Annotated in this window: 24 protein-coding genes, 1 pseudogene and 1 other annotated feature; of the genes and pseudogenes, 18 read left to right on the top strand and 7 right to left on the bottom strand. The window is 48.5% G+C overall.

Annotated elements, in window-relative coordinates; all coding sequences use genetic code 11:
• Positions 1-179: 179 nt before the first annotated feature.
• The 3 genes from IEV89_RS07350 to kduI all read right to left on the bottom strand — a co-directional run bounded on the left by IEV89_RS07350 (position 180) and on the right by kduI (position 2,559).
• Positions 180-737, bottom strand: coding sequence for a metal-dependent hydrolase (locus IEV89_RS07350; RefSeq protein ID WP_188472005.1), 558 nt, complete (start codon positions 735-737; stop codon positions 180-182).
• 149 nt (positions 738-886) lie between these two features.
• Positions 887-1,648, bottom strand: coding sequence for a 2-dehydro-3-deoxy-D-gluconate 5-dehydrogenase KduD (gene kduD / locus IEV89_RS07345; RefSeq protein ID WP_188472003.1), 762 nt, complete (start codon positions 1,646-1,648; stop codon positions 887-889).
• A 74-nt stretch (positions 1,649-1,722) separates the two neighbouring features.
• Positions 1,723-2,559: a 5-dehydro-4-deoxy-D-glucuronate isomerase gene (kduI, locus tag IEV89_RS07340; protein ID WP_188472001.1), complete on the bottom strand. Its 837-nt coding sequence runs from the start codon at positions 2,557-2,559 to the stop codon at positions 1,723-1,725.
• Between the two features lie 306 nt (positions 2,560-2,865).
• Between kduI and IEV89_RS07335 the strand changes: the two genes are divergently transcribed.
• A complete protein-coding gene (locus IEV89_RS07335) occupies positions 2,866-3,198 on the top strand; it encodes a cupin domain-containing protein (RefSeq protein WP_188471999.1) in 333 nt (110 codons plus the stop codon).
• Positions 3,199-3,251: 53 nt separating this feature from the next.
• Here IEV89_RS07335 and hxpB read toward each other — a convergent pair whose 3' ends face one another.
• Complete coding sequence (gene hxpB / locus IEV89_RS07330; RefSeq protein ID WP_188471997.1) at positions 3,252-3,917, bottom strand: hexitol phosphatase HxpB; 666 nt, start codon at positions 3,915-3,917, stop codon at positions 3,252-3,254.
• Positions 3,918-4,107: 190 nt separating this feature from the next.
• Between hxpB and IEV89_RS07325 the strand changes: the two genes are divergently transcribed.
• On the top strand, positions 4,108-4,656 hold the full coding sequence (locus IEV89_RS07325) for a YniB family protein (RefSeq protein WP_188471995.1): 549 nt from the start codon (positions 4,108-4,110) through the stop codon (positions 4,654-4,656).
• 86 nt (positions 4,657-4,742) lie between these two features.
• Here the strand turns inward: IEV89_RS07325 and IEV89_RS07320 are convergent, their stop codons facing one another.
• Positions 4,743-5,609 (bottom strand): fructosamine kinase family protein, encoded by an 867-nt coding sequence (locus IEV89_RS07320; protein WP_188471993.1) that lies wholly within the window; start codon positions 5,607-5,609, stop codon positions 4,743-4,745.
• A 324-nt stretch (positions 5,610-5,933) separates the two neighbouring features.
• On the opposite strand from IEV89_RS07320, the gene IEV89_RS07315 reads away from it, so the two are divergent.
• Positions 5,934-6,569 (top strand): transglycosylase SLT domain-containing protein, encoded by a 636-nt coding sequence (locus IEV89_RS07315; RefSeq protein ID WP_229746404.1) that lies wholly within the window; start codon positions 5,934-5,936, stop codon positions 6,567-6,569.
• A 31-nt stretch (positions 6,570-6,600) separates the two neighbouring features.
• Here IEV89_RS07315 and IEV89_RS07310 read toward each other — a convergent pair whose 3' ends face one another.
• Positions 6,601-7,284 carry a MarC family NAAT transporter gene (locus IEV89_RS07310; RefSeq protein WP_308420862.1) on the bottom strand — a complete coding sequence of 228 codons (684 nt, stop codon included), beginning with the start codon at positions 7,282-7,284 and terminating at the stop codon, positions 6,601-6,603.
• Positions 7,285-7,573: 289 nt separating this feature from the next.
• Here IEV89_RS07310 and thrS point away from each other — a divergent pair, with 289 nt between their 5' ends.
• The 8 genes and pseudogenes from thrS (at position 7,574) to ihfA (ending at position 14,307) form a co-directional block, all read left to right on the top strand.
• Positions 7,574-9,502 (top strand): threonine--tRNA ligase, encoded by a 1,929-nt coding sequence (gene thrS / locus IEV89_RS07305; protein WP_188471991.1) that lies wholly within the window; start codon positions 7,574-7,576, stop codon positions 9,500-9,502.
• Positions 9,503-9,505: 3 nt separating this feature from the next.
• The gene (gene infC, locus IEV89_RS07300) at positions 9,506-10,057 is read left to right on the top strand and encodes a translation initiation factor IF-3 (protein WP_013576136.1); all 552 of its coding nucleotides are present in this window, start codon (positions 9,506-9,508) and stop codon (positions 10,055-10,057) included.
• A gap of 95 nt (positions 10,058-10,152) precedes the next feature.
• Positions 10,153-10,350: a 50S ribosomal protein L35 gene (gene rpmI, locus IEV89_RS07295; RefSeq protein WP_140471921.1), complete on the top strand. Its 198-nt coding sequence runs from the start codon at positions 10,153-10,155 to the stop codon at positions 10,348-10,350.
• 39 nt (positions 10,351-10,389) lie between these two features.
• Complete coding sequence (rplT, locus tag IEV89_RS07290; RefSeq protein WP_188471989.1) at positions 10,390-10,746, top strand: 50S ribosomal protein L20; 357 nt, start codon at positions 10,390-10,392, stop codon at positions 10,744-10,746.
• A gap of 119 nt (positions 10,747-10,865) precedes the next feature.
• Positions 10,866-10,990, top strand: a sequence feature (Phe leader region).
• A complete protein-coding gene (pheM, locus tag IEV89_RS21550; protein WP_106120997.1) occupies positions 10,871-10,915 on the top strand; it encodes a pheST operon leader peptide PheM in 45 nt (14 codons plus the stop codon). It overlaps the preceding feature by 45 nt.
• Before the next feature lie 99 nt (positions 10,991-11,089).
• Positions 11,090-11,614, top strand: a pseudogene (locus IEV89_RS07280) (tRNA ligase subunit PheS family protein); the annotation flags it as partial.
• A gap of 4 nt (positions 11,615-11,618) precedes the next feature.
• Positions 11,619-14,006, top strand: a complete 2,388-nt coding sequence (gene pheT, locus IEV89_RS07275; protein WP_188471985.1) for a phenylalanine--tRNA ligase subunit beta — start codon at positions 11,619-11,621, stop codon at positions 14,004-14,006.
• Positions 14,007-14,010: 4 nt separating this feature from the next.
• Entirely contained in the window at positions 14,011-14,307 is a 297-nt protein-coding gene (gene ihfA, locus IEV89_RS07270; protein ID WP_004717732.1) for an integration host factor subunit alpha, read from the top strand.
• A 325-nt stretch (positions 14,308-14,632) separates the two neighbouring features.
• Here the strand turns inward: ihfA and IEV89_RS21890 are convergent, their stop codons facing one another.
• A complete protein-coding gene (locus tag IEV89_RS21890; RefSeq protein ID WP_268235649.1) occupies positions 14,633-14,761 on the bottom strand; it encodes a lipoprotein in 129 nt (42 codons plus the stop codon).
• 274 nt (positions 14,762-15,035) lie between these two features.
• Between IEV89_RS21890 and IEV89_RS07265 the strand changes: the two genes are divergently transcribed.
• From IEV89_RS07265 to arnA, 7 genes are all read left to right on the top strand, one after another.
• Positions 15,036-15,440 (top strand): DUF2502 domain-containing protein, encoded by a 405-nt coding sequence (locus IEV89_RS07265; RefSeq protein ID WP_188471983.1) that lies wholly within the window; start codon positions 15,036-15,038, stop codon positions 15,438-15,440.
• A gap of 179 nt (positions 15,441-15,619) precedes the next feature.
• Entirely contained in the window at positions 15,620-16,618 is a 999-nt protein-coding gene (btuC, locus tag IEV89_RS07260) for a vitamin B12 ABC transporter permease BtuC (protein WP_188472423.1), read from the top strand.
• Positions 16,619-16,724: 106 nt separating this feature from the next.
• Entirely contained in the window at positions 16,725-17,276 is a 552-nt protein-coding gene (locus tag IEV89_RS07255; protein WP_188471981.1) for a glutathione peroxidase, read from the top strand.
• Between the two features lie 26 nt (positions 17,277-17,302).
• The gene (btuD, locus tag IEV89_RS07250) at positions 17,303-18,055 is read left to right on the top strand and encodes a vitamin B12 ABC transporter ATP-binding protein BtuD (RefSeq protein ID WP_188471979.1); all 753 of its coding nucleotides are present in this window, start codon (positions 17,303-17,305) and stop codon (positions 18,053-18,055) included.
• Positions 18,056-18,432: 377 nt separating this feature from the next.
• Positions 18,433-19,575 carry a UDP-4-amino-4-deoxy-L-arabinose aminotransferase gene (arnB, locus tag IEV89_RS07245; protein WP_188471977.1) on the top strand — a complete coding sequence of 381 codons (1,143 nt, stop codon included), beginning with the start codon at positions 18,433-18,435 and terminating at the stop codon, positions 19,573-19,575.
• Positions 19,575-20,555 carry an undecaprenyl-phosphate 4-deoxy-4-formamido-L-arabinose transferase gene (arnC, locus tag IEV89_RS07240; RefSeq protein ID WP_188471975.1) on the top strand — a complete coding sequence of 327 codons (981 nt, stop codon included), beginning with the start codon at positions 19,575-19,577 and terminating at the stop codon, positions 20,553-20,555. Before arnB ends, arnC begins: the two co-directional genes overlap by 1 nt.
• Positions 20,555-22,537, top strand: a complete 1,983-nt coding sequence (arnA, locus tag IEV89_RS07235; RefSeq protein WP_188471972.1) for a bifunctional UDP-4-amino-4-deoxy-L-arabinose formyltransferase/UDP-glucuronic acid oxidase ArnA — start codon at positions 20,555-20,557, stop codon at positions 22,535-22,537. The genes arnC and arnA overlap by 1 nt, the downstream gene beginning before the upstream one ends.
• Positions 22,538-22,545: the final 8 nt, after the last annotated feature.

Raw genomic sequence — 22,545 nt, 5'->3', positions numbered from 1 at the left:
TATTGCTTACCGGTGTTCTCTGCAAGGAGGGCACCGTCTTGTCACGTTAGACAATTTGTCGCGTTAAACAATAGAATATCAGTCGCTATCAGACCTGATTATATTCAAAAGGAATGGTTTATAACTTTTTCCCTTTATTTGTATGCAAAACAAGCAAGCAGAGCATAAGTCAGTCGATATTACGTGATTAAGTTCAAAATTTTGCTGAAAGATTCAGGTTTCATTGCACTAATAATGGGCGCCCAGTTGGGCCAAAACAGGGTGAAACCGACCAATAACAAACATAATGTTCGCTCAAGCTGGTTGCCTTTTTGGCTGTTGATGAGGGGTAATCGAAAACGCCACCGGCATGGCCATAGCAGAGGGACTCCGGCGGGTGTCAGCATATCCGCCAGAATATGACTGATATAACCAATGATCATGGCATGCAGAGCGTCAATGGGGATAACCCAGTCGTGAGGAAAGTGGGTTCGAAATAAAAAGACACTGGCAATGACAGCCAGCAGACTATGGGTAAAACCACGATGACCGAACATGCGAGCCATAGGCTGTGAGACCCACTTTAGGCGCTGGCCTATCAGTGACTTGGGATGGTCAATATCGGGTAGCAGAGAAGTTAGCAGGGACGCCGGGATAATATGCCACCAGTCACCATGCGCCAGCTCTGGAGAGAGCTGTGCTTTTTTGGCAAACACCGCGCAGGCGATGGAGAATATGAGATGGCCTTCCGCCGTCATGACGCTTCCGAACTGAATGACTGTTATTTTATCCAGTATAGGTGAAAGCGCCATAATCATGAAAGTGTTACGCTGTAACTAATTGTCAATATGTTGATAAATAAAAAAAAGGTGACACTCACGTGCCTTTTTTATTACCTTTAGCTTGCTTATCGTGCCAGCCAGCCACCGTCTACAGCGATAGTGTAACCGTTGATATAGTCAGAAGCCCCGGATGAGAGGAACACAACCGGTCCCATAACATCTTCGGGTCTACCCCAGCGCCCGGCAGGAATACGCTCAAGAATTTCTTTACTGCGCCCCTCGTCAGCGCGCAACGCCTCAGTGTTATTGGTCGCCATATAACCCGGTGCAATGGCGTTTACATTGATATTGTGTTTGGCCCATTCGTTCGCCATCAAACGCGTGACACCCACCACTGCGCTTTTTGACGCGGTATAGGAAGGCACACGAATCCCGCCCTGGTAGGAGAGCATGGAGGCAATATTAATAATTTTGCCACCCTGTCCCTGTTTGATGAATTGGCGCGCCACGGCCTGTGACATGAAAAATAGCGTTTTGCTATTCACGTTCATCACGTCATCCCAGTTTTTCTCACTGAACTCGATAGCATCTTCGCGACGGATTATCCCGGCATTATTGATCAGAATATCAATGTGGCCGAATTCACTGACTGCCGTTTCAATCAGTTGCGGTATCCCAGCAATGCTACTGAGGTCGGCACGTAAATCAAGAAAACGGCGGCCTAGTCTGGCGACCTGTTCTGACGTTTCATCCGGGGCGCTGACGTTAACACCGATAATGTCACAACCAGCCTGAGCCAGTCCCAGCGCCATTCCTTGGCCAAGACCAGTATTACAGCCGGTGACAAGTGCCACTTTTCCTGCCAGATCAAATGCATTAAGGATCATGATTTTTCTCACTTTTACCACGGCGATCCTCGCCGTAAAGGGATGCTCCGCCTACTCGAGACAGAGCGGACGGTTTAGCGCAATTCGTTGACTTTTACGTGGTCCATATCATCAAACACCTGGTTTTCACCTACCATGCCCCAGATAAAGGTATAGCGTTGGGTACCCACGCCAGCATGAATGGACCAGCTTGGTGAAATAACTGCCTGTTCGTTGTGAACCAGCAGATGACGAGTTTCCTGCGGCTGTCCCATCATGTGAAATACGGCGGTTTCATCGTCCATATCGAAGTAGAAATAGACCTCCATGCGGCGCTCATGAGTGTGGCAGGGCATGGTATTCCATAAGCTTCCCTGCTCAAGTTTGGTCAGGCCCATGGTTAACTGGCAGGTTTCCAATACATCTGGAACGATAAATTTATTAATCGTGCGGCGGTTGCTGGTCGCGGCATCACCGATAGTTTGTGGGGAAGCCTCGGCTAAGGTGATTTTTTTATTCGGGAAGGTGGTGTGAGCCGGTGCACTGTTGTAGTAAAACTTGGCTGGTTTATCCGAGTCCAGACTGCTGAACTCAACCTGTCTGGCACCTTTACCCACATATAGCGCTTCTTCATGCCCAATGTCATAGGTTGTATCGTCGACGACAATCTGGCCTGGTCCGCCGATGTTAATCACGCCAAGTTCGCGGCGTTCGAGAAAATAGCTCACGCCTAACTGCTTACCCACTTCATCACCGATGGAGACGCTACCCTCAACCGGCATTACGCCACCGACGATGATTCGGTCGATGTGGCTGTAAGTTATGGTGTAAGTATTCCTTTCAAAGATTTTTTCGATTAGAAATTCGCGGCGTAATTCTGATGTATCGAGCTGTTTGGCATGATCGCTATGAATGCTTTGACGGACTTGCATGTCGGTGCCTCTTGTGCGTGTCAGTGTTATGGAAGGAGTCGCCACCGGAGCGAATTTCAGTATGCGTGGCAGTGGCATCACTACAGGGATTCTGTCGCCCGGTTCATCTGTTATACAGGTAGCATAGAGCTATTGGGATGATGATTCAATAAAAATGAAATGATGTTTTATATATTATGAGGGGGTTCAAGTTTTCCAACATTAAGCCGTGGCAATGGCGCTGCGATCGTTAGAATGCTGTGAGGGGTCGCTGCATTTCGCGACGTAATAAGGCGATGCTGCCATCGTCTGTGACGGAGAGCCGTGATGAGAACTTTCTTTATTAATGATGACACGCCCTGGGAAGCGCTAGGGCATGGAATTAAGCGCAAGATAATGACATGGAGTGATGAACTGATGATGGTGGCCGTGCATTTTGACCAGGGCGCCATCGGCGTGGCCCATCAGCATGATATTCATGATCAAATCGCTTATGTTGCGGCAGGGAGTTTTGAAGTGGAAATTGACGGTATAAAAAGAGTGCTTAAGACGGGAGATGCCTACCGCGCAGTAAAAAATGAGATGCATGGTGTGGTCGCGCTTGAACAAGACAGCGTGTTGATTGATACATTTTCCCCTAAACGCGCTGATTTTCTTTAACGCGTGTCAGGCGCTAAAAATGACGGGCAGACCTAACGGTGCGCCCATCATCATTAGCGGATATGTTCTGCCGCGAGTTGTTCAAGCGAAGACAACTTAATATCAGCTAATCCCCAGCGTGAGTCAGCACTGAATTCATGAGCAGGAATAACGATAGAGCGCATACGCGCGGCTTTGGTGGCGATCATCCCGTTGAAAGAGTCTTCTAGCGTCACGCAATTGAGCGGGTCAACCTGCAACTGGGACGCAGCCTGCAAATAGACCTCCGGATGCGGTTTGCTGTACGGCAGGTTTTCAGCTGATGTCCGAACCTGGAAATAGCCGGTGAGATTGAACATTTCCAGCACTTTATCCAGCATATGCAGCGGTGATGCGGAAGCCAGACCAATTTTAAGCTTCTGATCCCGGCACAATTCCAGCGCGTGAGTGACACCTGGAAGGAGAGGGCGTGTCTGTTCTACCAGTTCAATAGCTCGGGCGACAATCTGCTGTGTGACTTCAGCCTGAGTGGGTCCCTGCCACGGCATGGCCTGATACCACATTCTTACCACCTGATCGATACGCAGTCCCAGTGTGTCCGGAAACAAGTGCCGCTGTGACAAATCCAGTCCTAAAACGCCAAAAATGTCCATCTCAGCCTGTGTCCATAATGGTTCTGAATCAATCAACAGGCCATCCATATCAAAAATTGCTGCACTAACAGGGCGTGTGTATGCCATCAGTGATCACTCCGTTGCGAGGGGATTATCACTTTAGCATTGGCAGCGGCGCAGGTGAAATCGCGAAAACCAAAAGCACGGTATCTCTATTTTCTCTGACTTTACGGCTAAGCCGTTAAAACAGTGGGCGGTGTTGAGATTCTGTAGGTAAACTTAGGCGGTAACTGAGACGTCCTTACAAGGGGAATTCATGACGTATCAACAAGCCGGACGCGTTGCTGTGTTAAAGCGGATCATGGGATGGGTGGTTTTCATCCCGACATTGTTGTCAACTGGGATTTCACTGCTGAACTTTGCTTATGAGCACAGTAAGGCCCAGCAGGGGATCAACGCGGTGATGCTTGATTTTGTGCATGTGATGGTCGACATGGTGCGTTTCAACACCTCTTTCCTGAACATTTTCTGGTATAACTCACCAGTACCCGTCCTGGGGCAAGGTGTGACTACCGCCAACATCATGTTTTTCATCATCTATTGGCTGATATTTGTCGGGCTGGCGTTACAGGCGTCGGGTGCAAGAATGTCACGTCAGGTCATGCACATTCGCGAAGGTATTCAAGATCAGTTGATTCTTGAACAGACGAAAGAGAGTGAACGACGGTCGAAACAACAAATTGAAGAGCGTATCGTATTGCCGCGGCATACTATTTTCGTGCAATACTTTCCGTTGTATATTCTGCCAATAATTCTGGCAGTTATTGCCTATTTTATTTTGAAATTGTTGGGTTTATTCGGCTGATATTTGCTGCCAAATACCCTCTTTTTATATTGGTTCCTGACAGGCCTGAGTCGAAAATAGACTCAGGCTTTTTATTTGTTGATTCATCAATCCTCGCTGCGTAACAAGCGTTCAACAGCGCGTTGCGCAACCACCAAATGTTGCCCGCCAAAAAGATTACTTCGATTAAGTAAATAATATAACTGGTACACAGGCTGACGAAGTGCAAAATCTTCAGGAAGGGGATTTCTGCTTTGATAACCCTCATAAATATCAGACGGGACTTTAGGATATAACGGTAACATCGCCAGATCACATTCACGATCCCCCCAGTAACAGGCTGGATCGAAAATCACCGGACCGCTGGGTGCTAAACCACAATTATGTGGCCACAAATCACCATGTAGTAGTGAAGGGCGGGGTTGATGATTATGCAAACGCGCCTCTATCATGGCGGTGATATCATCAATATTACCAAAGCTCATATCTTTTTCCGCCGCGAGCTGTAACTGCCAACCGATGCGCTGCTCTGCGAAAAAGGTCGCCCAACGGCGTTGCCAGGTATTGGGTTGAGGCAGCGTTGCCAGTTCGTTATCGAAGTCGAGGCCAAATTGAAGTTGTTCACTCCACTGGTGAAGGTCGGACAACTGCTGTCCGAAAAGGTAGGCACTGTCTGCATCTAGCGGTACAAGTGGCAAATATTCCAACAGCAGGAAACTGTAGTCGCGGTCGCTGCCGACACCATAAACCTCGGGTACGCGCACCGTCTGGCTGTGGGCAAGGAGCGATAGCTGATCGGCTTCAGCAGCAAAGATTGGCAGCATTTCGCGCGTATTGCATTTAATAAAGACATCCCTGTCGCCATAACTCAGACGCCAGGCCGTGTGGATTTCTCCTCCTGGCAACTCCACCCGTTCACGGATTTCAGCGTTGCCAAAATGTTCACTTAACAGACGATTAACGGCTTGCCACATGGATTCCCCCCTTCTGACTGCCCTGATAATTCATTAAGTTAGCGGTTTTCTCGCTTAAAAAACCCGATCCGGCGCACAGCTAAATCAGGTCGTGGATTAAATGTATACAAGTTAAGTGCTCAGCGCATTGTGTATTTGGTTCAATGAACGACGAGAAAATCAGAATAAGTGAAATAAATTGCCAAATACAAACAGAATCATCCTATCGACGAACGGGTAACATCTTTGTTTAACACAATATTATTGAGCATAGACTAAAAATATATTCAGGTGTGCTCAGAAGATGTATATGCTGACTTCCGTCAACGTCGTGAGAGGCATAATGTGAAACCAAATATTCTTTATTTGATTGTCGCGTTTTTATTAGCAGGTTGTGCTAAAGAAATGCCGGTACAACAACGGACTCATTTTTTGAATCCACCGTCCGCTATCCCGGACTCGTCCCTGATGCATCAGGGACCTTACGGTAGCGTTATCCATCAGGCCGCTAATACCTATGGTGTTGATGAAACACTGGTAAAAGCAATTATCCAGGTTGAGTCAGGATTTAACCCCACCGTTGTGAGTAAGTCTAACGCAGTAGGTTTAATGCAGCTTAAAGCCTCGACTGCAGGGCGTGACGCTTACCGTATGAAAGGGCTCAATGGTCAGCCCAGTACGTATGAATTGAAAGATCCGGCTGTAAATATTGATTTAGGTACTGCCTATCTTAGTATTTTGCAGCAGCAGTTGGCGGGCATCAGTAATCCTCAGACCCGACGATATGCAACCACCGTGGCCTACGTGAACGGTGCAGGTGCCTTGCTGAGAACCTTCTCCAGCGATAGAACCGATGCGGTGGCAAAGATAAACCAGATGACGCCGGAGCAGTTTTATCAGCACGTACAGCAGAAACATCCCGCACCGCAAGCGCCTCGCTACTTGTGGAAAGTGAACAACGCTTATCTGGCGATGCGATAAGCCTTGTTCATTCTGTCCGCCAGCGTGCCTCTCAGGCCGCTGGCGGGTAGTGCGAAATAATTTCCAGAATCCCGTTAATCCCAAACTGTACGCCCATACAGACCAGCAAGAATCCCATCACGCGCGAAATCGCTTCAATCCCGCTCTTTCCTACCATACGCATAATGGCTCCGGAACTACGCAGGCTAACCCAAAGAATCAGGCTAATGAGTAAAAAAACGATCACCGGCGCGACTGTGATAACCCATGCAGGGTATTCCACCCCATCTTTGATAGCAGAGGCGCTACTGATGATCATCGCGATAGTCCCGGGGCCTGCCGTACTTGGCATGGCGAGAGGAACGAAGGCGATGTTGGGTGAGTCTTGCTTCTTCATCTCTTCAGTTTTGTTCTCTACCATGGTTTTTTCTTCAGCATGAGGCTGAGGAAATAGCATGCGAAAACCGATAAAAGAAACAATCAATCCCCCCGCGATGCGTAGGCCTGGAATGGAAATACCAAAGGTGCTCATCACCACCTGACCCGCGTAATAAGTCACAACCATGATCACAAACACATAAATAGAAGCCATCCGGGATTGATGATTGCGTTCTTGTTCGGTCATATTGCCTGATAATCCGAGTAACAGAGCGACCGTCGTCAACGGATTCGCCAGCGGCAGTAAAATCACTAATCCTAAGCCGATAGCTTTAAACAGCAGGCCGATTTCGGTCATAAATTATCACCCATTTGGTTATGTTCTCTTAACGTTAGTGTGCTGGTATGAATTACACGAAAAATATCACCATTAAGCAACCTAGGTGGCTGGAAAAGCGCACTTTACGGATGCTACACTGGTTGGCGTTTTTTACGTCGCATCCTGAAACAATGGAATCAGGGTTTCACAGGTGCATATATTCGGCAAAGTAGAGTTGAATAACGTAACTAATCGATTGAATTCACACTTAAATATTTTTCTATATGTGCTCTGTCGTGTGGGGCACCACTGTAGATAAGGAATCAAAATGCCTGTTATTACTCTTCCTGATGGAAGCCTGCGCTCGTTTGATGCTCCTGTTTCACCTCTTGATGTTGCCCTTGATATTGGTCCTGGTCTGGCGAAAGCCTGTATCGCAGGCCGTGTGAATGGCGAGCTGGTTGATGCAACAGACTTGATCACCGAAGACGCACAATTAGCGATCATCACGACCAAAGACGAAGCCGGTTTGGAAATCTTGCGTCACTCTTGTGCGCACCTTTTAGGCCATGCAATTAAGCAATTATGGCCAAACACCAAAATGGCTATCGGTCCGGTTATCGACAACGGTTTTTATTACGATGTCGATTTAGATCGCACACTGACTCAGGAAGACATTGATCTACTTGAAAAGCGTATGCACGAACTGGCTGAGAAAAATTACGACGTTATTAAAAAGAAAGTCAGCTGGCAGGAAGCGCGCGATACGTTTGAAAGTCGTGGCGAGCAGTACAAAGTGGCGATTCTGGATGAGAACATCAGTCATGATGACCAGCCGGGCCTATATCATCACGAAGAGTACGTGGATATGTGTCGTGGGCCCCACGTCCCCAATATGCGTTTCTGCCATCATTTCAAGTTGCAGAAAACCTCAGGAGCATACTGGCGCGGTGACAGCACAAATAAAATGCTGCAACGTATTTATGGCACCGCCTGGGCTGAGAAGAAACAACTGAACGCTTACCTGCAACGTCTGGAGGAAGCTGGAAAACGTGATCACCGTAAAATCGGTAAGCAGCTCGATCTTTACCACATGCAGGAAGAAGCGCCTGGTATGGTTTTCTGGCACAACGATGGCTGGACTATTTTCCGCGAACTGGAAGCTTTCGTCCGCATGAAACTGAAGTCTTATGACTATCAGGAAGTGAAAGGTCCCTTCATGATGGACCGCGTACTGTGGGAAAAAACAGGTCACTGGGATAACTACAAAGAAGCGATGTTCACTACCTCTTCAGAGAATCGTGAATATTGTATCAAGCCGATGAACTGCCCGGGCCATGTGCAGATTTTTAATCAGGGTCTGAAGTCTTACCGTGATTTGCCACTGCGTATGGCTGAATTTGGCAGTTGTCATCGTAATGAGCCTTCCGGGTCTTTGCACGGTTTGATGCGCGTGCGTGGCTTCACTCAAGACGATGCCCACATCTTCTGTACTGAAGAGCAGGTGCGTGACGAAGTCAACAGCTGTATTCGCATGGTTTACGACATGTACAGCACCTTTGGTTTTGAAAAGATTGTGGTTAAGTTATCAACCCGTCCTGAAAAACGTATTGGTAGCGACGAAATGTGGACCCGTGCTGAAGATGACCTCGCTGCTGCGTTGACAGAAAACAAGATCGAATTTGAATATCAACCGGGTGAAGGGGCTTTTTATGGCCCGAAAATTGAATTCACCTTGCATGATTGTTTGGATCGTGCGTGGCAGTGTGGTACCGTGCAACTCGACTTTTCATTACCCGGGCGCCTGAACGCTTCATATATTGGTGAAAGCAACGATCGTCAGGTACCAGTAATGATTCACCGCGCAATTCTGGGTTCAATGGAACGCTTCATCGGTATTCTTACTGAAGAGTATGCGGGCTTTTTCCCAACATGGATTGCTCCGGTTCAGGTAGTGGTAATTAATATTACTGACAATCAAGCTACCTATGTCGAAGAATTAACTAAAAAACTGCAAGAAGCAGGCATTCGCGTTAAAGCCGACTTGAGAAATGAAAAGATTGGCTTTAAAATTCGCGAACACACGTTGCGTCGTGTTCCTTATATGTTGGTTTGTGGTGATAAAGAGGTCGAATCGGGCAAGGTTGCCGTTCGTACCCGCCGCGGAAAAGATTTAGGAAGCATGGACGTCAGCGTAGTCGTTGACAAACTGCTCGCGGAGATCCGCAGCAGAAGTCTTCATCAACTGGAGGAATAAAGTATTAAAGGCGGAAAACGAGTTCAACCGGCGCGTCCTAATCGCATTAACAAAGAGATTCGCGCGCAAGAAGTTCGCCTCACCGGCGTCGATGGCGAGCAGATTGGTATTGTCAGTCTGAATGAAGCTTTGGAAAAAGCTGAGGAAGCGGGCGTCGATTTAGTAGAAATCAGTCCGAATGCCGAGCCGCCAGTTTGTCGAATCATGGATTACGGCAAATTCCTCTACGAGAAAAGTAAGTCGACTAAAGAGCAGAAGAAGAAACAAAAAGTTATTCAGGTTAAGGAAATCAAATTCCGACCTGGTACCGATGATGGCGACTATCAGGTCAAACTACGCAACCTGATTCGCTTTCTGGAAGATGGCGATAAAGCTAAAATCACTCTGCGTTTTCGTGGACGTGAAATGGCGCACCAACAGATCGGTATGGAAGTGCTTAACCGCGTCCGTAAAGACCTGTGTGAAGATTCTGAATTGGCCGTTGTCGAATCCTTCCCTACGAAGATCGAAGGTCGTCAGATGATCATGGTGCTCGCACCCAAGAAGAAACAGTAAGGCTTCCAAGTAATCCTGCTGCGCGGTGTTCGCACCGCGTATGCTGGATTCGCCTTTCTGATTCATGTTAATAACAATGCGAAGTGGAATGTAAAATGCCAAAGATCAAAACAGTACGTGGCGCCGCTAAACGCTTTAAAAAAACCGGTAGTGGTGGTTTTAAGCGTAAGCACGCTAACCTGCGTCATATTCTGACCAAAAAAGCTACTAAGCGTAAACGTCATTTGCGTCCTAAAGGCATGGTATCCAAGAATGATTTGGGTCTTGTCACCGCATGTTTGCCGTACGCATAAATACACTTTTTTAATCAAGAATAAAACTCAGGAGAGCATATGGCTCGCGTAAAACGTGGTGTGGTAGCACGTGCACGTCACAAGAAAATTTTAAAGCAGGCGAAAGGTTACTACGGTGCCCGTTCGCGCGTATATCGTGTTGCATTCCAGGCTGTTATCAAAGCTGGTCAATACGCTTACCGTGACCGTCGTCAAAAGAAACGTCAGTTCCGTCAGCTGTGGATCGCGCGTATCAACGCAGCAGCTCGTCAGAACGACATGTCTTACAGCAAATTCATTAACGGCTTGAAAAAAGCTTCTATTGAAATTGACCGTAAGATTTTGGCTGATATCGCCGTTTTCGATAAGTTCGCATTTAGCGCACTGGTAGAAAAAGCGAAAGCAGCACTGGCATAAGTCAGCTAAAAAGAGGGAGCTTGCTCCCTCTTTTTTGTTTATAATCAGTGGGATTAGTGGTTTAATCATCGTCACTGATGAACACACTGCAGGTTTCACGTCAAACCAACAAGGTACTGCAAGCATGAATGCTGCTATTTTCCGTTTCTTTTTTTACTTTAGCGCCTGATTCAGGAAGGCTTTCGCGCGTAAGAGAAGAAACGAAAAGTAGCGCCTAAGCCTCCCTCGTGGAGGCTTTTTTGTATCTGTTCTTTATTTACTAAGGTTCAGGGCCAAAATCGCGCCCCTGATTAATAACAGTTATTTCACATCCGGCCGTGCAGGCCAGAAGAAGAGGAAAGCAATGCCACATCTCGCAGAACTGGTTGCCAACGCCAAGGCCGCCGTAGAGTGTGCTCAGGATATTGCCACGCTGGATAATGTGCGTGTCGAATATCTGGGTAAGAAAGGACACCTGACACTCCAGATGACGACTCTCCGTGAACTACCAGCAGAAGAGCGCCCGGCAGCAGGTGCAGTCATCAATGAAGCGAAAGCACAGGTTCAGGAGGCTTTGAATGCGCGTAAGAATACGCTTGAGTCTGCTGTGTTGAATGCTCGCCTGGCTGAAGAGACCATTGATGTTTCCCTGCCAGGTCGCCGTATTGAGAATGGGGGTTTGCATCCTGTGACCCGAACTATCGACCGCATTGAAACCTTCTTCGGCGAGTTAGGCTTTACCGTGGAAACCGGTCCTGAAATTGAAGATGACTACCATAACTTTGATGCGCTGAACATTCCGAGCCACCATCCGGCACGTGCGGACCATGATACCTTTTGGTTCGATGCAACGCGTTTACTGAGAACCCAGACCTCTGGGGTGCAAATTTCACATGAAATTCAGTGAACTCTGGTTGCGTGAATGGGTAAACCCAGCCATCAGCAGCGAAGCTCTATCTGATCAAATTACCATGGCCGGTCTGGAAGTTGACGGTGTTGAACCTGTGGCTGGTGCCTTCCACGGTGTTGTCGTGGGTGAAGTTGTCGAATGTGGCCAGCATCCCAATGCTGATAAGCTGCGCGTCACCAAAGTAAACGTTGGTGGCGAACGCATTCTTGACATCGTTTGCGGTGCACCAAACTGCCGGCAGGGTCTCAAGGTCGCAGTGGCTACCGTAGGAGCAGTACTGCCAGGTGATTTCAAAATCAAAGCCGCTAAACTGCGTGGCGAACCATCAGAAGGGATGCTGTGCTCGTTTTCAGAGCTGGGTATTTCTGAAGATCACGACGGTATCATCGAATTGCCCGCTGATGCACCGATCGGCAGCGACATCCGTGATTTTCTCAAGCTTGACGACAGCACCATTGAAATCAGCGTGACGCCGAACCGCGCCGATTGCCTGGGGATCATCGGTATCGCTCGTGATGTCGCCGTGTTTTATCAGATGCCGTTAACTGAGCCTGACATGTCCCCAGTGGCGGCCACCATCAATGACGTGCTGCCAATCGAAGTGCAAGCAGCAGAAGCCTGTCCGCGCTATCTGGGCCGAGTTGTTAAAGGCATCAACGTAAAAGCCGCGACGCCACTATGGATGCGCGAGAAACTGCGCCGCTGTGGTATTCGTTCTATTGACCCTGTTGTTGATATCACCAACTTTGTGTTGCTTGAACTTGGCCAGCCGATGCATGCCTTTGATCTCAATCGCATTCAGGGCGGTATTGTCGTACGTATGGCACATAAAGATGAAGCGTTAACACTGCTTGATGGTACTAAAACCAAACTCAGCGACGATACGCTAGTGATTGCCGATCACGAAAAGGCGCTGGCGATGGGCGGTATTTTCGGCGGTGAGCATTCTGGCGTCAATGACGATACTCAGGATGTATTGCTGGAGTGTGCTTTCTTCAATCCGCTGTCCATTACTGGCCGTGCGCGCCGCCAGGGCTTACATACTGATGCGTCGCATCGCTATGAGCGTGGTGTTGATCCAGTGTTGCAACATAAAGCGATGGCACGCGCAACGGCTCTTTTGCTAGAGATTTGTGGTGGTGCTGCGGGGCCGGTCATTGATGTTACTTCAGATCAACATTTGCCAAAAGCGGCGACAATTCAACTGCGTCGCGAGAAACTTGACCGCCTGATTGGCCATCATGTTGACGATGCGCAGGTCACTGACATTTTATCACGCCTGGGTTGTCTGGTTGAGCAGCAAACAGATAGTTGGACGGCGGTTGCACCAAGCTGGCGTTTCGATATGCAAATCGAAGAAGATTTAGTTGAAGAAGTCGCACGTGTATATGGTTACAACAATATCCCGGATGTGCCGGTGAAAGCCAACCTGGAAATGACCAAGCATCGTGAAGCCAATCTGTCCCTAAAACGTGTTAAAAATCTACTGGTTGATCGTGGTTTTCAGGAAGCGATTACTTACAGTTTCGTTGACCCAAAAATCCAGAGTTTGCTGCATCCAGACGAAGAAGCCCTGATTTTGCCGAGCCCAATCTCTGTTGAGATGTCTGCCATGCGCCTTTCGTTGTGGACGGGTTTACTGACATCAGCGGTTTACAACCAGAACCGTCAACAGAGCCGCGTGCGCATTTTTGAAAGTGGTCTGCGCTTTGTCCCTGATACTCAAGCGAATCTGGGTATCCGCCAGGACGTCATGCTGTCCGCTGTGATCACCGGCAATAAAAGTGAAGAACATTGGGATCTGGCGAGACAGGCCGTTGACTACTACGATTTGAAAGGCGATCTTGAAGCGATTCTTGAACTTACCGGAAAATTGGATGATATCCAGTTCAAAGCTGAAGCAAATCCGGCGCTGCATCCTGGACAGAGTGCCGCCATTTATTTATGCGGCGAACGTATTGGTTTCATTGGTGTAGTCCATCCTGAACTGGAACGTAAGCTTGATTTAAATGGCCGTACCGTGGTGTTTGAACTGTTGTGGAATAAGGTCGCAGACCGCGTGCTGCCTGATGCGAAAGCCATTTCGCGCTTCCCGGCAAACCGTCGCGACATCGCTGTTGTGGTTGCTGAAAATGTCGCTGCAGAAGATATTTTGGTAGAGTGTAAGAAAGTTGGCGCAAATCAGGTAGTTGGCGTAAACTTATTTGACGTGTATCGTGGGAAGGGCGTGGCAGAAGGTTATAAAAGCTTAGCTATTAGTCTGGTATTGCAGGATACCGCTCGTACACTGGAAGAAGAAGAGATCGCCGCTACTGTTGCAAAATGTGTAGAGGCTCTAAAGCAGCGATTCCAAGCATCCTTGAGGGATTGAACCTATGGCGCTTACTAAAGCTGAAATGTCAGAACACCTGTTTGAAAAGCTTGGGCTTAGCAAACGGGATGCCAAAGACCTGGTCGAACTGTTCTTCGAAGAAGTGCGTCGCGCTTTGGAGAATGGCGAACAAGTTAAATTGTCTGGTTTTGGCAATTTCGATCTGCGTGACAAGAACCAACGTCCGGGACGTAACCCGAAAACCGGCGAAGATATTCCTATTACGGCGCGCCGTGTGGTGACTTTCCGTCCGGGACAGAAGTTGAAAAGTCGGGTTGAGAATGCGACTCCGAAAGAATAAGTGAGTTGGACAAAAAGGTCGCGAAAGCGGCCTTTTTTTTTATGCTTTTCTGCGGATATACCTTTCAAATCTTGCTGAGTATTACAGGCATGAATTAATCGCACTCAAAATGAAAAGATAGTGTTAAGGGGGTTTTTTATTCAGGAGTAGTCTGATAGATTAATTCAAGTCGCGGTGGGTTTTTATTTCAATCATGCTTGGCGTTGCATGGTAAATATAAAAAAAAGGGACCGAAGCCCCTTATTTTATATTTAATCAGGCAATGATTTTTTTACTGAGGCTAGTCAGTACTAACCATAAAAATCAGTCATTAAAACATTAATGATCAATGCCAATAGTGTGGATGACCACCACCACGAGGACCGTCACCATGGCCGTAAGGGCCAGGGAAGATGCAACCACTGAGGCTGACGATAACCAGAGCGACACTAAAGAAAGCTAAGATGCGACGCATAAATATATCCTTTATTTGAATAAACACATTCAGTATAAATAGAATACCGTAAACCTGTTGTCAGGCTTACGTTAAGATATGTTAAGAGCATTATAAGATTAGAATACTTCTTATTACTCCCCAGCGGCCATGCTATCCTGGGGTGCATTTGTATTTTTATTGTAAGCAATATGAAAGTTAACTGAAAAACTCCTTTCCTCTCATGGTCAGCCTTATTTCTGCTTGTTATAAATCCTCTCAAGAGCAGGTTAATAAAATTAATAAGGTGAGTTCTGTGAAAAAATCTCTTGTACTGCTTTATTGCGTACTGGCACTGCCTATCATCGCACAGGCAGGCGTGACGGTTGACGTCAATGTCCCGGGTGTTTCTGTTCACCTCGGAGATCAGGATCATCGCGGTTATTATTGGGACGGTTACGACTGGCGTCCACCACAATGGTGGCATGAGCATCAAGGGCACCATATTGGTGATCGCAACAACCATGGCATGTACTGGCGCGGTGATCGCTGGCAGCCTTCGCCACCGCCAAAACAATACTACGACCGGGCGCATGAGAAGTTCCATCGGCAGGAAAGCCCACATGGTGACCCGCGTCATGATAATAAAGGCCAGCAACGGGGAAATGATAACCCTCAGGGGAAAGGACAACCTATTCCTCCAGACGGGCAACGTTACTAACCTTTATCCTTCTTAAATCAGGCTGGCGCGAAAGCGCTGGCCTTTTTTTATTTATTTTTTTAAGGATATCCGCTAAAAAACTGCTTAATATCGGTAAGATACTGACTCCTTTCCCCTCCGTATTCGCTGACTTGCCGCCATGCAAACGCGTCAGGATGCCTATTTTCATGCAGGACTTGATGAAAAATATCCCAATATTCACCGTGCTTGAACTGAAACAGAAACGCCGTGACCGCCGGCTGCTAGGTTTCTTCAGCGGGCTACTGGTGCTGATTCTCCTTTTTAGCCTGTGCGCAGGTGAAAACTGGATATGGCCAGATACCTGGTTTAGCTCCCAGGGCCAACTCTTTGTCTGGCAGCTACGTCTGCCACGCGCACTCGCTGTGATCCTGGTGGGCGCGGGGCTCGCGGTTTCCGGTGCGGTCATGCAAGCTCTGTTTGAGAACCCGCTGGCTGAACCCGGCCTGCTTGGCGTTGCCAACGGAGCGGGTGTAGCACTGGTGCTGTGCGTTATGCTGGGAAATGAATTACTGCCGGTCTGGGTCATGAGCCTCTCTGCAGTTGCCGGTGCATTGATGATCACGTTTTTTTTGCTACATTTTGCACGGCAACGCTTGCTGACCAATGCCCGTTTGCTGCTGGTGGGCGTCGCTATTGGTATTGTGTGTAGCGCTGTGATGACCTGGTCGGTTTACTTCAGCAGTAACCTGGACTTACGCCAACTGATGTACTGGATGATGGGGGGATTTGGAGGCGTTGACTGGCGGCAAAGTTGGCTAGGCGCTATGCTAATCCCGGCTGTCATCTGGATGACCTTTCAGGGCCGAACACTGAATGTATTATCATTGGGTATTGGACAGGCGCAGCAGCTCGGAGTCTCTATTGCTGTATGGCGGAATCTTCTGGTGCTGGCTGTCGGGTGGGTCGTGGGTCTGAGTGTGGCGATAGCCGGAGTGATTGGGTTTGTCGGGCTGATTATTCCCCATATTCTGCGGTTGTGTGGGATCACTGACCAGCGTCATTTACTCCCCGCCTGCGCCCTTGTTGGTGGGGCCGTGTTGTTGTTGGCTGACGTCCTTGCACGTATCACACTCTACTCTGCAGAACTGCCGATAGGCGTGGTGACAGCCACACTCGGGGCACCTCTTTTTATTTGGCTACTGGTCAAAGCCATCTGAATCAGACAGGATAAATGCACAACATGCCTGGGACAGGCTATCTTTACTGCTCTTCAGTTTACCTTTCGGCCCTATGACATTGGCAAATAACCGCAGGATATAAAAGATGAACAATGCAATTTTTGATCTTCCCCTGAGAAAAATTAACGGTGAGGCAACCACGCTGGGTGCTTACCAAGGCTCAGTACTGCTGGTTGTCAATGTGGCATCACAATGCGGGTTGACCAAGCAGTATGAAGGTTTGGAAAATATCTATCAGGCCTGGCATGAACAGGGTTTTGAGGTTTTAGGCTTCCCATGTAATGAATTCGGTGCTCAGGAACCCGGCACGGAAGAAGAAATTCAACACTTCTGCACCACCAATTTTGGTGTCAAATTCCCGATGTTCAGCAAAATTGACGTTAACGGTGAAAACCGACATCCGTTGTATAAATCGCTGATCGCGGCCTGTCCGCAGGCTATCAAACCGGAGGGCAGTGCATTTTATCAGCGTCTCGCCAGCAAAGGGCGTGAGCCGTTGCATCCGGATGACATTTTGTGGAATTTCGAAAAATTCCTTATGGGTCGTGACGGGAGTGTTATTCAACGTTTTGCACCGGATATGACGCCTGAAGATCCTAAACTGGTGGATGCCATCAAACTGGCACTAGCAAAGTAATCGAACATTGATGCGCAGGGATAGCCATGTTGGAATGCCATAAACTGAGTGTGCCTGGACGGTTGCAGGCGTTTACAACCCATGTGAGCGCCGGTAGCCGTGTCCATGTTATTGGCCCTAATGGCGCAGGGAAAACCAGTCTGTTGGCCCGAATTGCCGGAATGCTGGACGGAGGAGGGAACATTATCCTCGGCGGGCAACCTATTGAAGAGTTAACGGGTATGCAGCTTGCCAGGCTACGAGGCTATCTTTACCAGCAATCGGTCCCGGTGTCGGTGATGCCGGTGTTTCAGTATCTTTCACTGCATCAGCCAGCGGGCGCTGATCCCGGGCGACTAGAACAGACCATCATGATGCTGACATCGGCATTGCACTTGCAGGATAAACTCTCCAGACCTGTGACGCGGTTATCGGGTGGGGAATGGCAGCGCGTGCGTCTGGTTGCCATACTTTTGCAAGTTTGGCCGACGCTAAACCCCTTGTCCAGGCTGCTACTCCTGGATGAGCCAATGAACAGCCTGGACGTAGCCCAACAGCAAGCTCTTGATGAACTCATTACGCAATTTTGTGCCAGCGGTCGTACGGCAATTATCAGCGATCATGATCTCAATCACACGTTGCACTACGCTCATCAGGTGTGGTTAATGGCGAAAGGTCAGGTGGTGGCTGCCGGAAAAAGGCAAGATGTCATGCAGGTAAACGGTTTGAATGCGGTGTTTGACGTCAATTTTCAGCTGCATGACGTCGCGGGGCGGCAGTGGCTGATAACGTTAGTTTAGAATACTAAAGAAAGATGATTTGTTACAGGTAGGTTGGAATAGTTGATGACATGCTTGTTTACACTCTATCTCTCAGTACGAAAATAGATTGCACACTAACAATAAACTCATCTTCGTTGAAGTATTGTCAATAGTATTTCTGGTTTGGTTGCAAAATATACTGTCTATCTACATGATATTACGGGTTATTTATTTTATCTATGCAATGTCTATCACGTGGGTTCTATTTATTATAAATTTATTCTGACGAGCCTTAAGGTTTAATTAAGCTTAAGTTGGCACTGTGCATGGAATATTAAAGTGTGTCGTTTAATAATGGTTCATTGAATCCGTACTAAAGTCTCATTCGAATAAAATACTTCTTGTAGGATTGTGTCATGGAAAATTTTTTGCCTTTCTCCCGTCCATCCATGGGTGAGGAAGAAATTGAGGCAGTGAGTCATGTGCTGCGTTCTGGTTGGATCACAACGGGTCCACAGACGCATCAGCTCGAACAGGATTTTGCTGCGACCTTCGGATGCAAACACGCCATTGCCGTTAGCTCGGCAACTGGTGGTATGCACGTCACTCTTATGGCGCTGGGCATCGGCCCAGGTGATGAGGTTATTACACCTTCACAGACCTGGGTTTCCACCATTAACATGATCGTCCTGCTGGGTGCAGAGCCGGTGATGATTGATGTTGACCCCGACACCCTGATGATTAGCACTGACGATGTCGCTGCTGCAATCACGCCAAAAACCAAAGCGATTATCCCGGTACACTACGCGGGGGCCCCTTTGGATCTTGACCCGCTATACGCACTGGCTGAAAAACATGGCATTGCCATTGTTGAGGACGCTGCGCATGCCGCAGGCACCCGCTACCGCGACCGCTGGATTGGTGCACAAGGCACCGCAATCTTTTCCTTCCACGCAATTAAGAACATGACATGTGCCGAAGGTGGCTTGGTGGCAACCGACGACGATGAACTGGCGCAGAGAGTTCGGGTCTTGAAGTTCCACGGTCTGGCGGTAGATGCATTTGATCGCGAAGTACAGGGCCGTAAGCCGCAGACTGAAGTGGTCGAGCCTGGGTTTAAATACAACCTATCCGACATTAATGCGGCGATTGCCGTGGTTCAGTTGCGTCGTCTGCCTGAAATCAATGCGCGCCGTACGGAACTGGCGAATTTGTATCTACAAAAACTGCAGGGATCGCCGTTTTTGCCGATGAAGGTGCCTGAATACCCACACTTGCATGCATGGCACTTGTTCATGATCCGCGTGGATGAAGCCCGCTGTGGTATCAGCCGTGATGTCCTGATGGAGCGCCTAAAAGCACTCGGTATCGGCACCGGGCTACATTTCCGCGCGGCACATACCCAGAAATATTATCGCGAACGTTATCCTGACCTCAGCCTGCCACACAGCGAATGGAACACCGAGCGTCTGTGCAGTTTACCGCTGTTCCCTGATATGCAGGACAGCGATGTAGACCGCGTTGTTGCTGCACTATTTTCTCTCGTGGAGTTCCAATAGTGGCGCAATTTGAACCTATCAAAAAAGTCTCGATCGTCATCCCTGTCTATAACGAGGAAGAGAGCTTGCCAGCTCTACTTTCCCGTACACAGACGGCTTGTCGTCAACTGACTCAAAAATACGAAATAATCTTAATCGATGATGGCAGCAGTGACCGTTCCGCAGAGATGTTAACTCACGCGGCAGAGCAACCGGAAAACTGCATTATTGCCGTGTTACTTAACCGAAACTATGGTCAGCACTCAGCGATCATGGCTGGTTTCAGCCATGTGTCCGGCGATCTGGTGATCACACTCGACGCTGATTTGCAAAACCCGCCGGAAGAGATCCCTCGTCTGGTGGCAAAAGCCGAAGAGGGCTATGACGTGGTCGGCACTGTGCGTGCTAACCGCCGTGACTCATGGTTCCGTAAGTCCGCGTCAAAGATGATCAACATGATGATTCAGCGGGCGACAGGCAAATCCATGGGTGACTATGGCTGCATGCTACGTGCTTATCGGCGCCACATTATTGAAGCTATGCTGCATTGTCATGAGCGCAGTACGTTTATTCCTATTTTGGCTAATACTTTTGCGCGCAGAACGGCGGAAATCCAGGTGCAGCACTCGGAGCGTGAATTCGGCGACTCAAAGTACAGCCTGATGAAGCTCATCAATCTGATGTACGATCTCATCACCTGCCTGACAACCACGCCTCTGCGTTTGCTTAGTGTGGTGGGGAGTTTGATTGCTCTGTTTGGCTTCGTGCTTGCGGTATTTTTGATTTTGATGCGTTTGATCAACGGTCCTACATGGGCAGCGGATGGCGTCTTTACCCTGTTTGCCCTGTTATTTATGTTTATCGGTGCGCAGTTTGTAGGAATGGGATTGCTCGGTGAGTACATCGGGCGAATCTATAACGATGTGCGTGCACGTCCGCGCTATTTTGTTCAAAAAGTCGTTGGAATGCGTTCTGACGAAAACAGCAAGGAAGAAGAGTGATGAAAGCGATTGTATTTGCGTACCATGATATTGGTTGTGTTGGTCTACAGGCCTTGGTTGACGCAGGTTATGACGTACAAGCGGTATTTACTCATACCGATTCTCCAGACGAAAACAACTTTTTCGCCTCGGTTGCCCGTTTGGGTGCTAACTTAAATCTTCCGGTTTACGCTCCTGAGGATGTGAATCATCCACTATGGGTTGACCGTATCCGTGACTTACAGCCGGACGTTATTTTCTCGTTCTATTATCGCAACATGATTAGCGATGATGTCCTGTCCCTAGCCACCCAAGGTGGCTTCAATCTGCACGGTTCATTATTGCCACGCTACCGCGGGCGTGCGCCAGTTAACTGGGCGCTGCTGAAGGGCGAAAGTGAAACAGGCGTGACGCTGCATAAAATGGTTAGCCGTCCCGATGCTGGCGACATTGTGGCACAGCGCGTCGTGCCAATCAGTGCTGAGGATATCGCGCTGACGTTGCATGCTAAAGTTCGCGATGCTGCGCAGGTCCTGCTGGCGGAAGTCCTGCCTAAAATGAAACAGGGTCAGATCACGCTGACACCACAAGATGAATCTCAGGCTAGCTATTTTGGTCGCCGTACTGCGGCCGATGGTGAAATTCACTGGAACAAACCCGCAACCGAAATCAATAACCTGATTCGTGCTGTGACCGAACCTTATCCTGGTGCATTTACCTATCTTGGTCAGCGTAAAATGACCATCTGGCGTTCGCGTTCGCTGGCAACGGCACATGACAAACAACCTGGTACCGTGCTGTCGAGCGACCCTTTGGTCATCGCTTGTGGTGAAGGTGCACTGGAAATTCAGGCGGGTCAGAGTGAGTCAGGCCTCTATGTGCAGGGTTCGCGCCTGTCACTGGAATTAGGCATCATGCCGGATGTCAGGCTCAGTTCATTGCCGACGTCCGCGATGAAACGCCGCACCCGCGTGCTTATCCTGGGAGTGAACGGTTTTATCGGTAACCACCTGAGCGAACGTTTGCTGCGCGAAGATAACTACGAAATCTTCGGTCTGGACATCAGCTCTGATGCTATCAGCCGCTTCATGGATAACCCACATTTCCACTTCGTGGAAGGCGATATCAGTATTCACTCCGAGTGGATCGAGTATCACATCAAAAAATGTGACGTGATCCTACCGCTGGTGGCGATAGCCACACCAATCGAATATACCCGCAATCCGCTGCGCGTATTCGAACTGGATTTCGAAGAAAATCTGAAAATCGTCCGCGATTGTGTGAAATACAAAAAACGCATCATCTTCCCGTCCACGTCTGAAGTTTACGGCATGTGTGACGACAAAGAGTTCGATGAAGACAGCTCACGTCTGATTGTTGGCCCGATCAACAAACAACGTTGGATTTACTCCGTATCCAAACAGCTGCTCGACCGTGTTATCTGGGCGTATGGCGCTAAAGAAGGCTTGCGCTTCACCCTGTTCCGTCCATTCAACTGGATGGGCCCGCGCCTTGATAACCTCGACGCTGCACGTATTGGTAGTTCACGTGCCATCACCCAGTTGATCCTGAATCTGGTAGAAGGTTCTCCGATCAAACTGGTCGATGGTGGTGAGCAGAAACGCTGCTTTACGGATATTAACGACGGTATCGAAGCGCTGTTCCGCATCATTGAGAACAAAGAAAATCGCTGTGACGGTCAGATCGTTAACATTGGTAATCCGACGAATGAAGCCAGCATCCGTGAATTGGCCGAAATGCTGCTACACAGCTTTGAAGCGCACCCACTGCGTGACCAATTCCCGCCGTTTGCCGGTTTCAAATCTGTCGAAAGCAGCAGCTACTATGGTAAAGGCTATCAGGATGTTGAACACCGTACGCCAAGCATCAAAAATGCTAAACGTTTGTTGAATTGGACGCCTGAAGTCTCGATGGATAAAACCGTCGACAAAACTCTCGACTTCTTCCTGCGCTCGGTTAATCCAGACAACAATCAGGCATAACGGAATTT

This window comes from Hafnia psychrotolerans, from assembly GCF_014639435.1.
Lineage (GTDB): Bacteria > Pseudomonadota > Gammaproteobacteria > Enterobacterales > Enterobacteriaceae > Ewingella > Ewingella psychrotolerans.
Note: the sequence above shows the minus strand (reverse complement) of the source record. Positions and strands in the feature narration are given on the sequence as shown.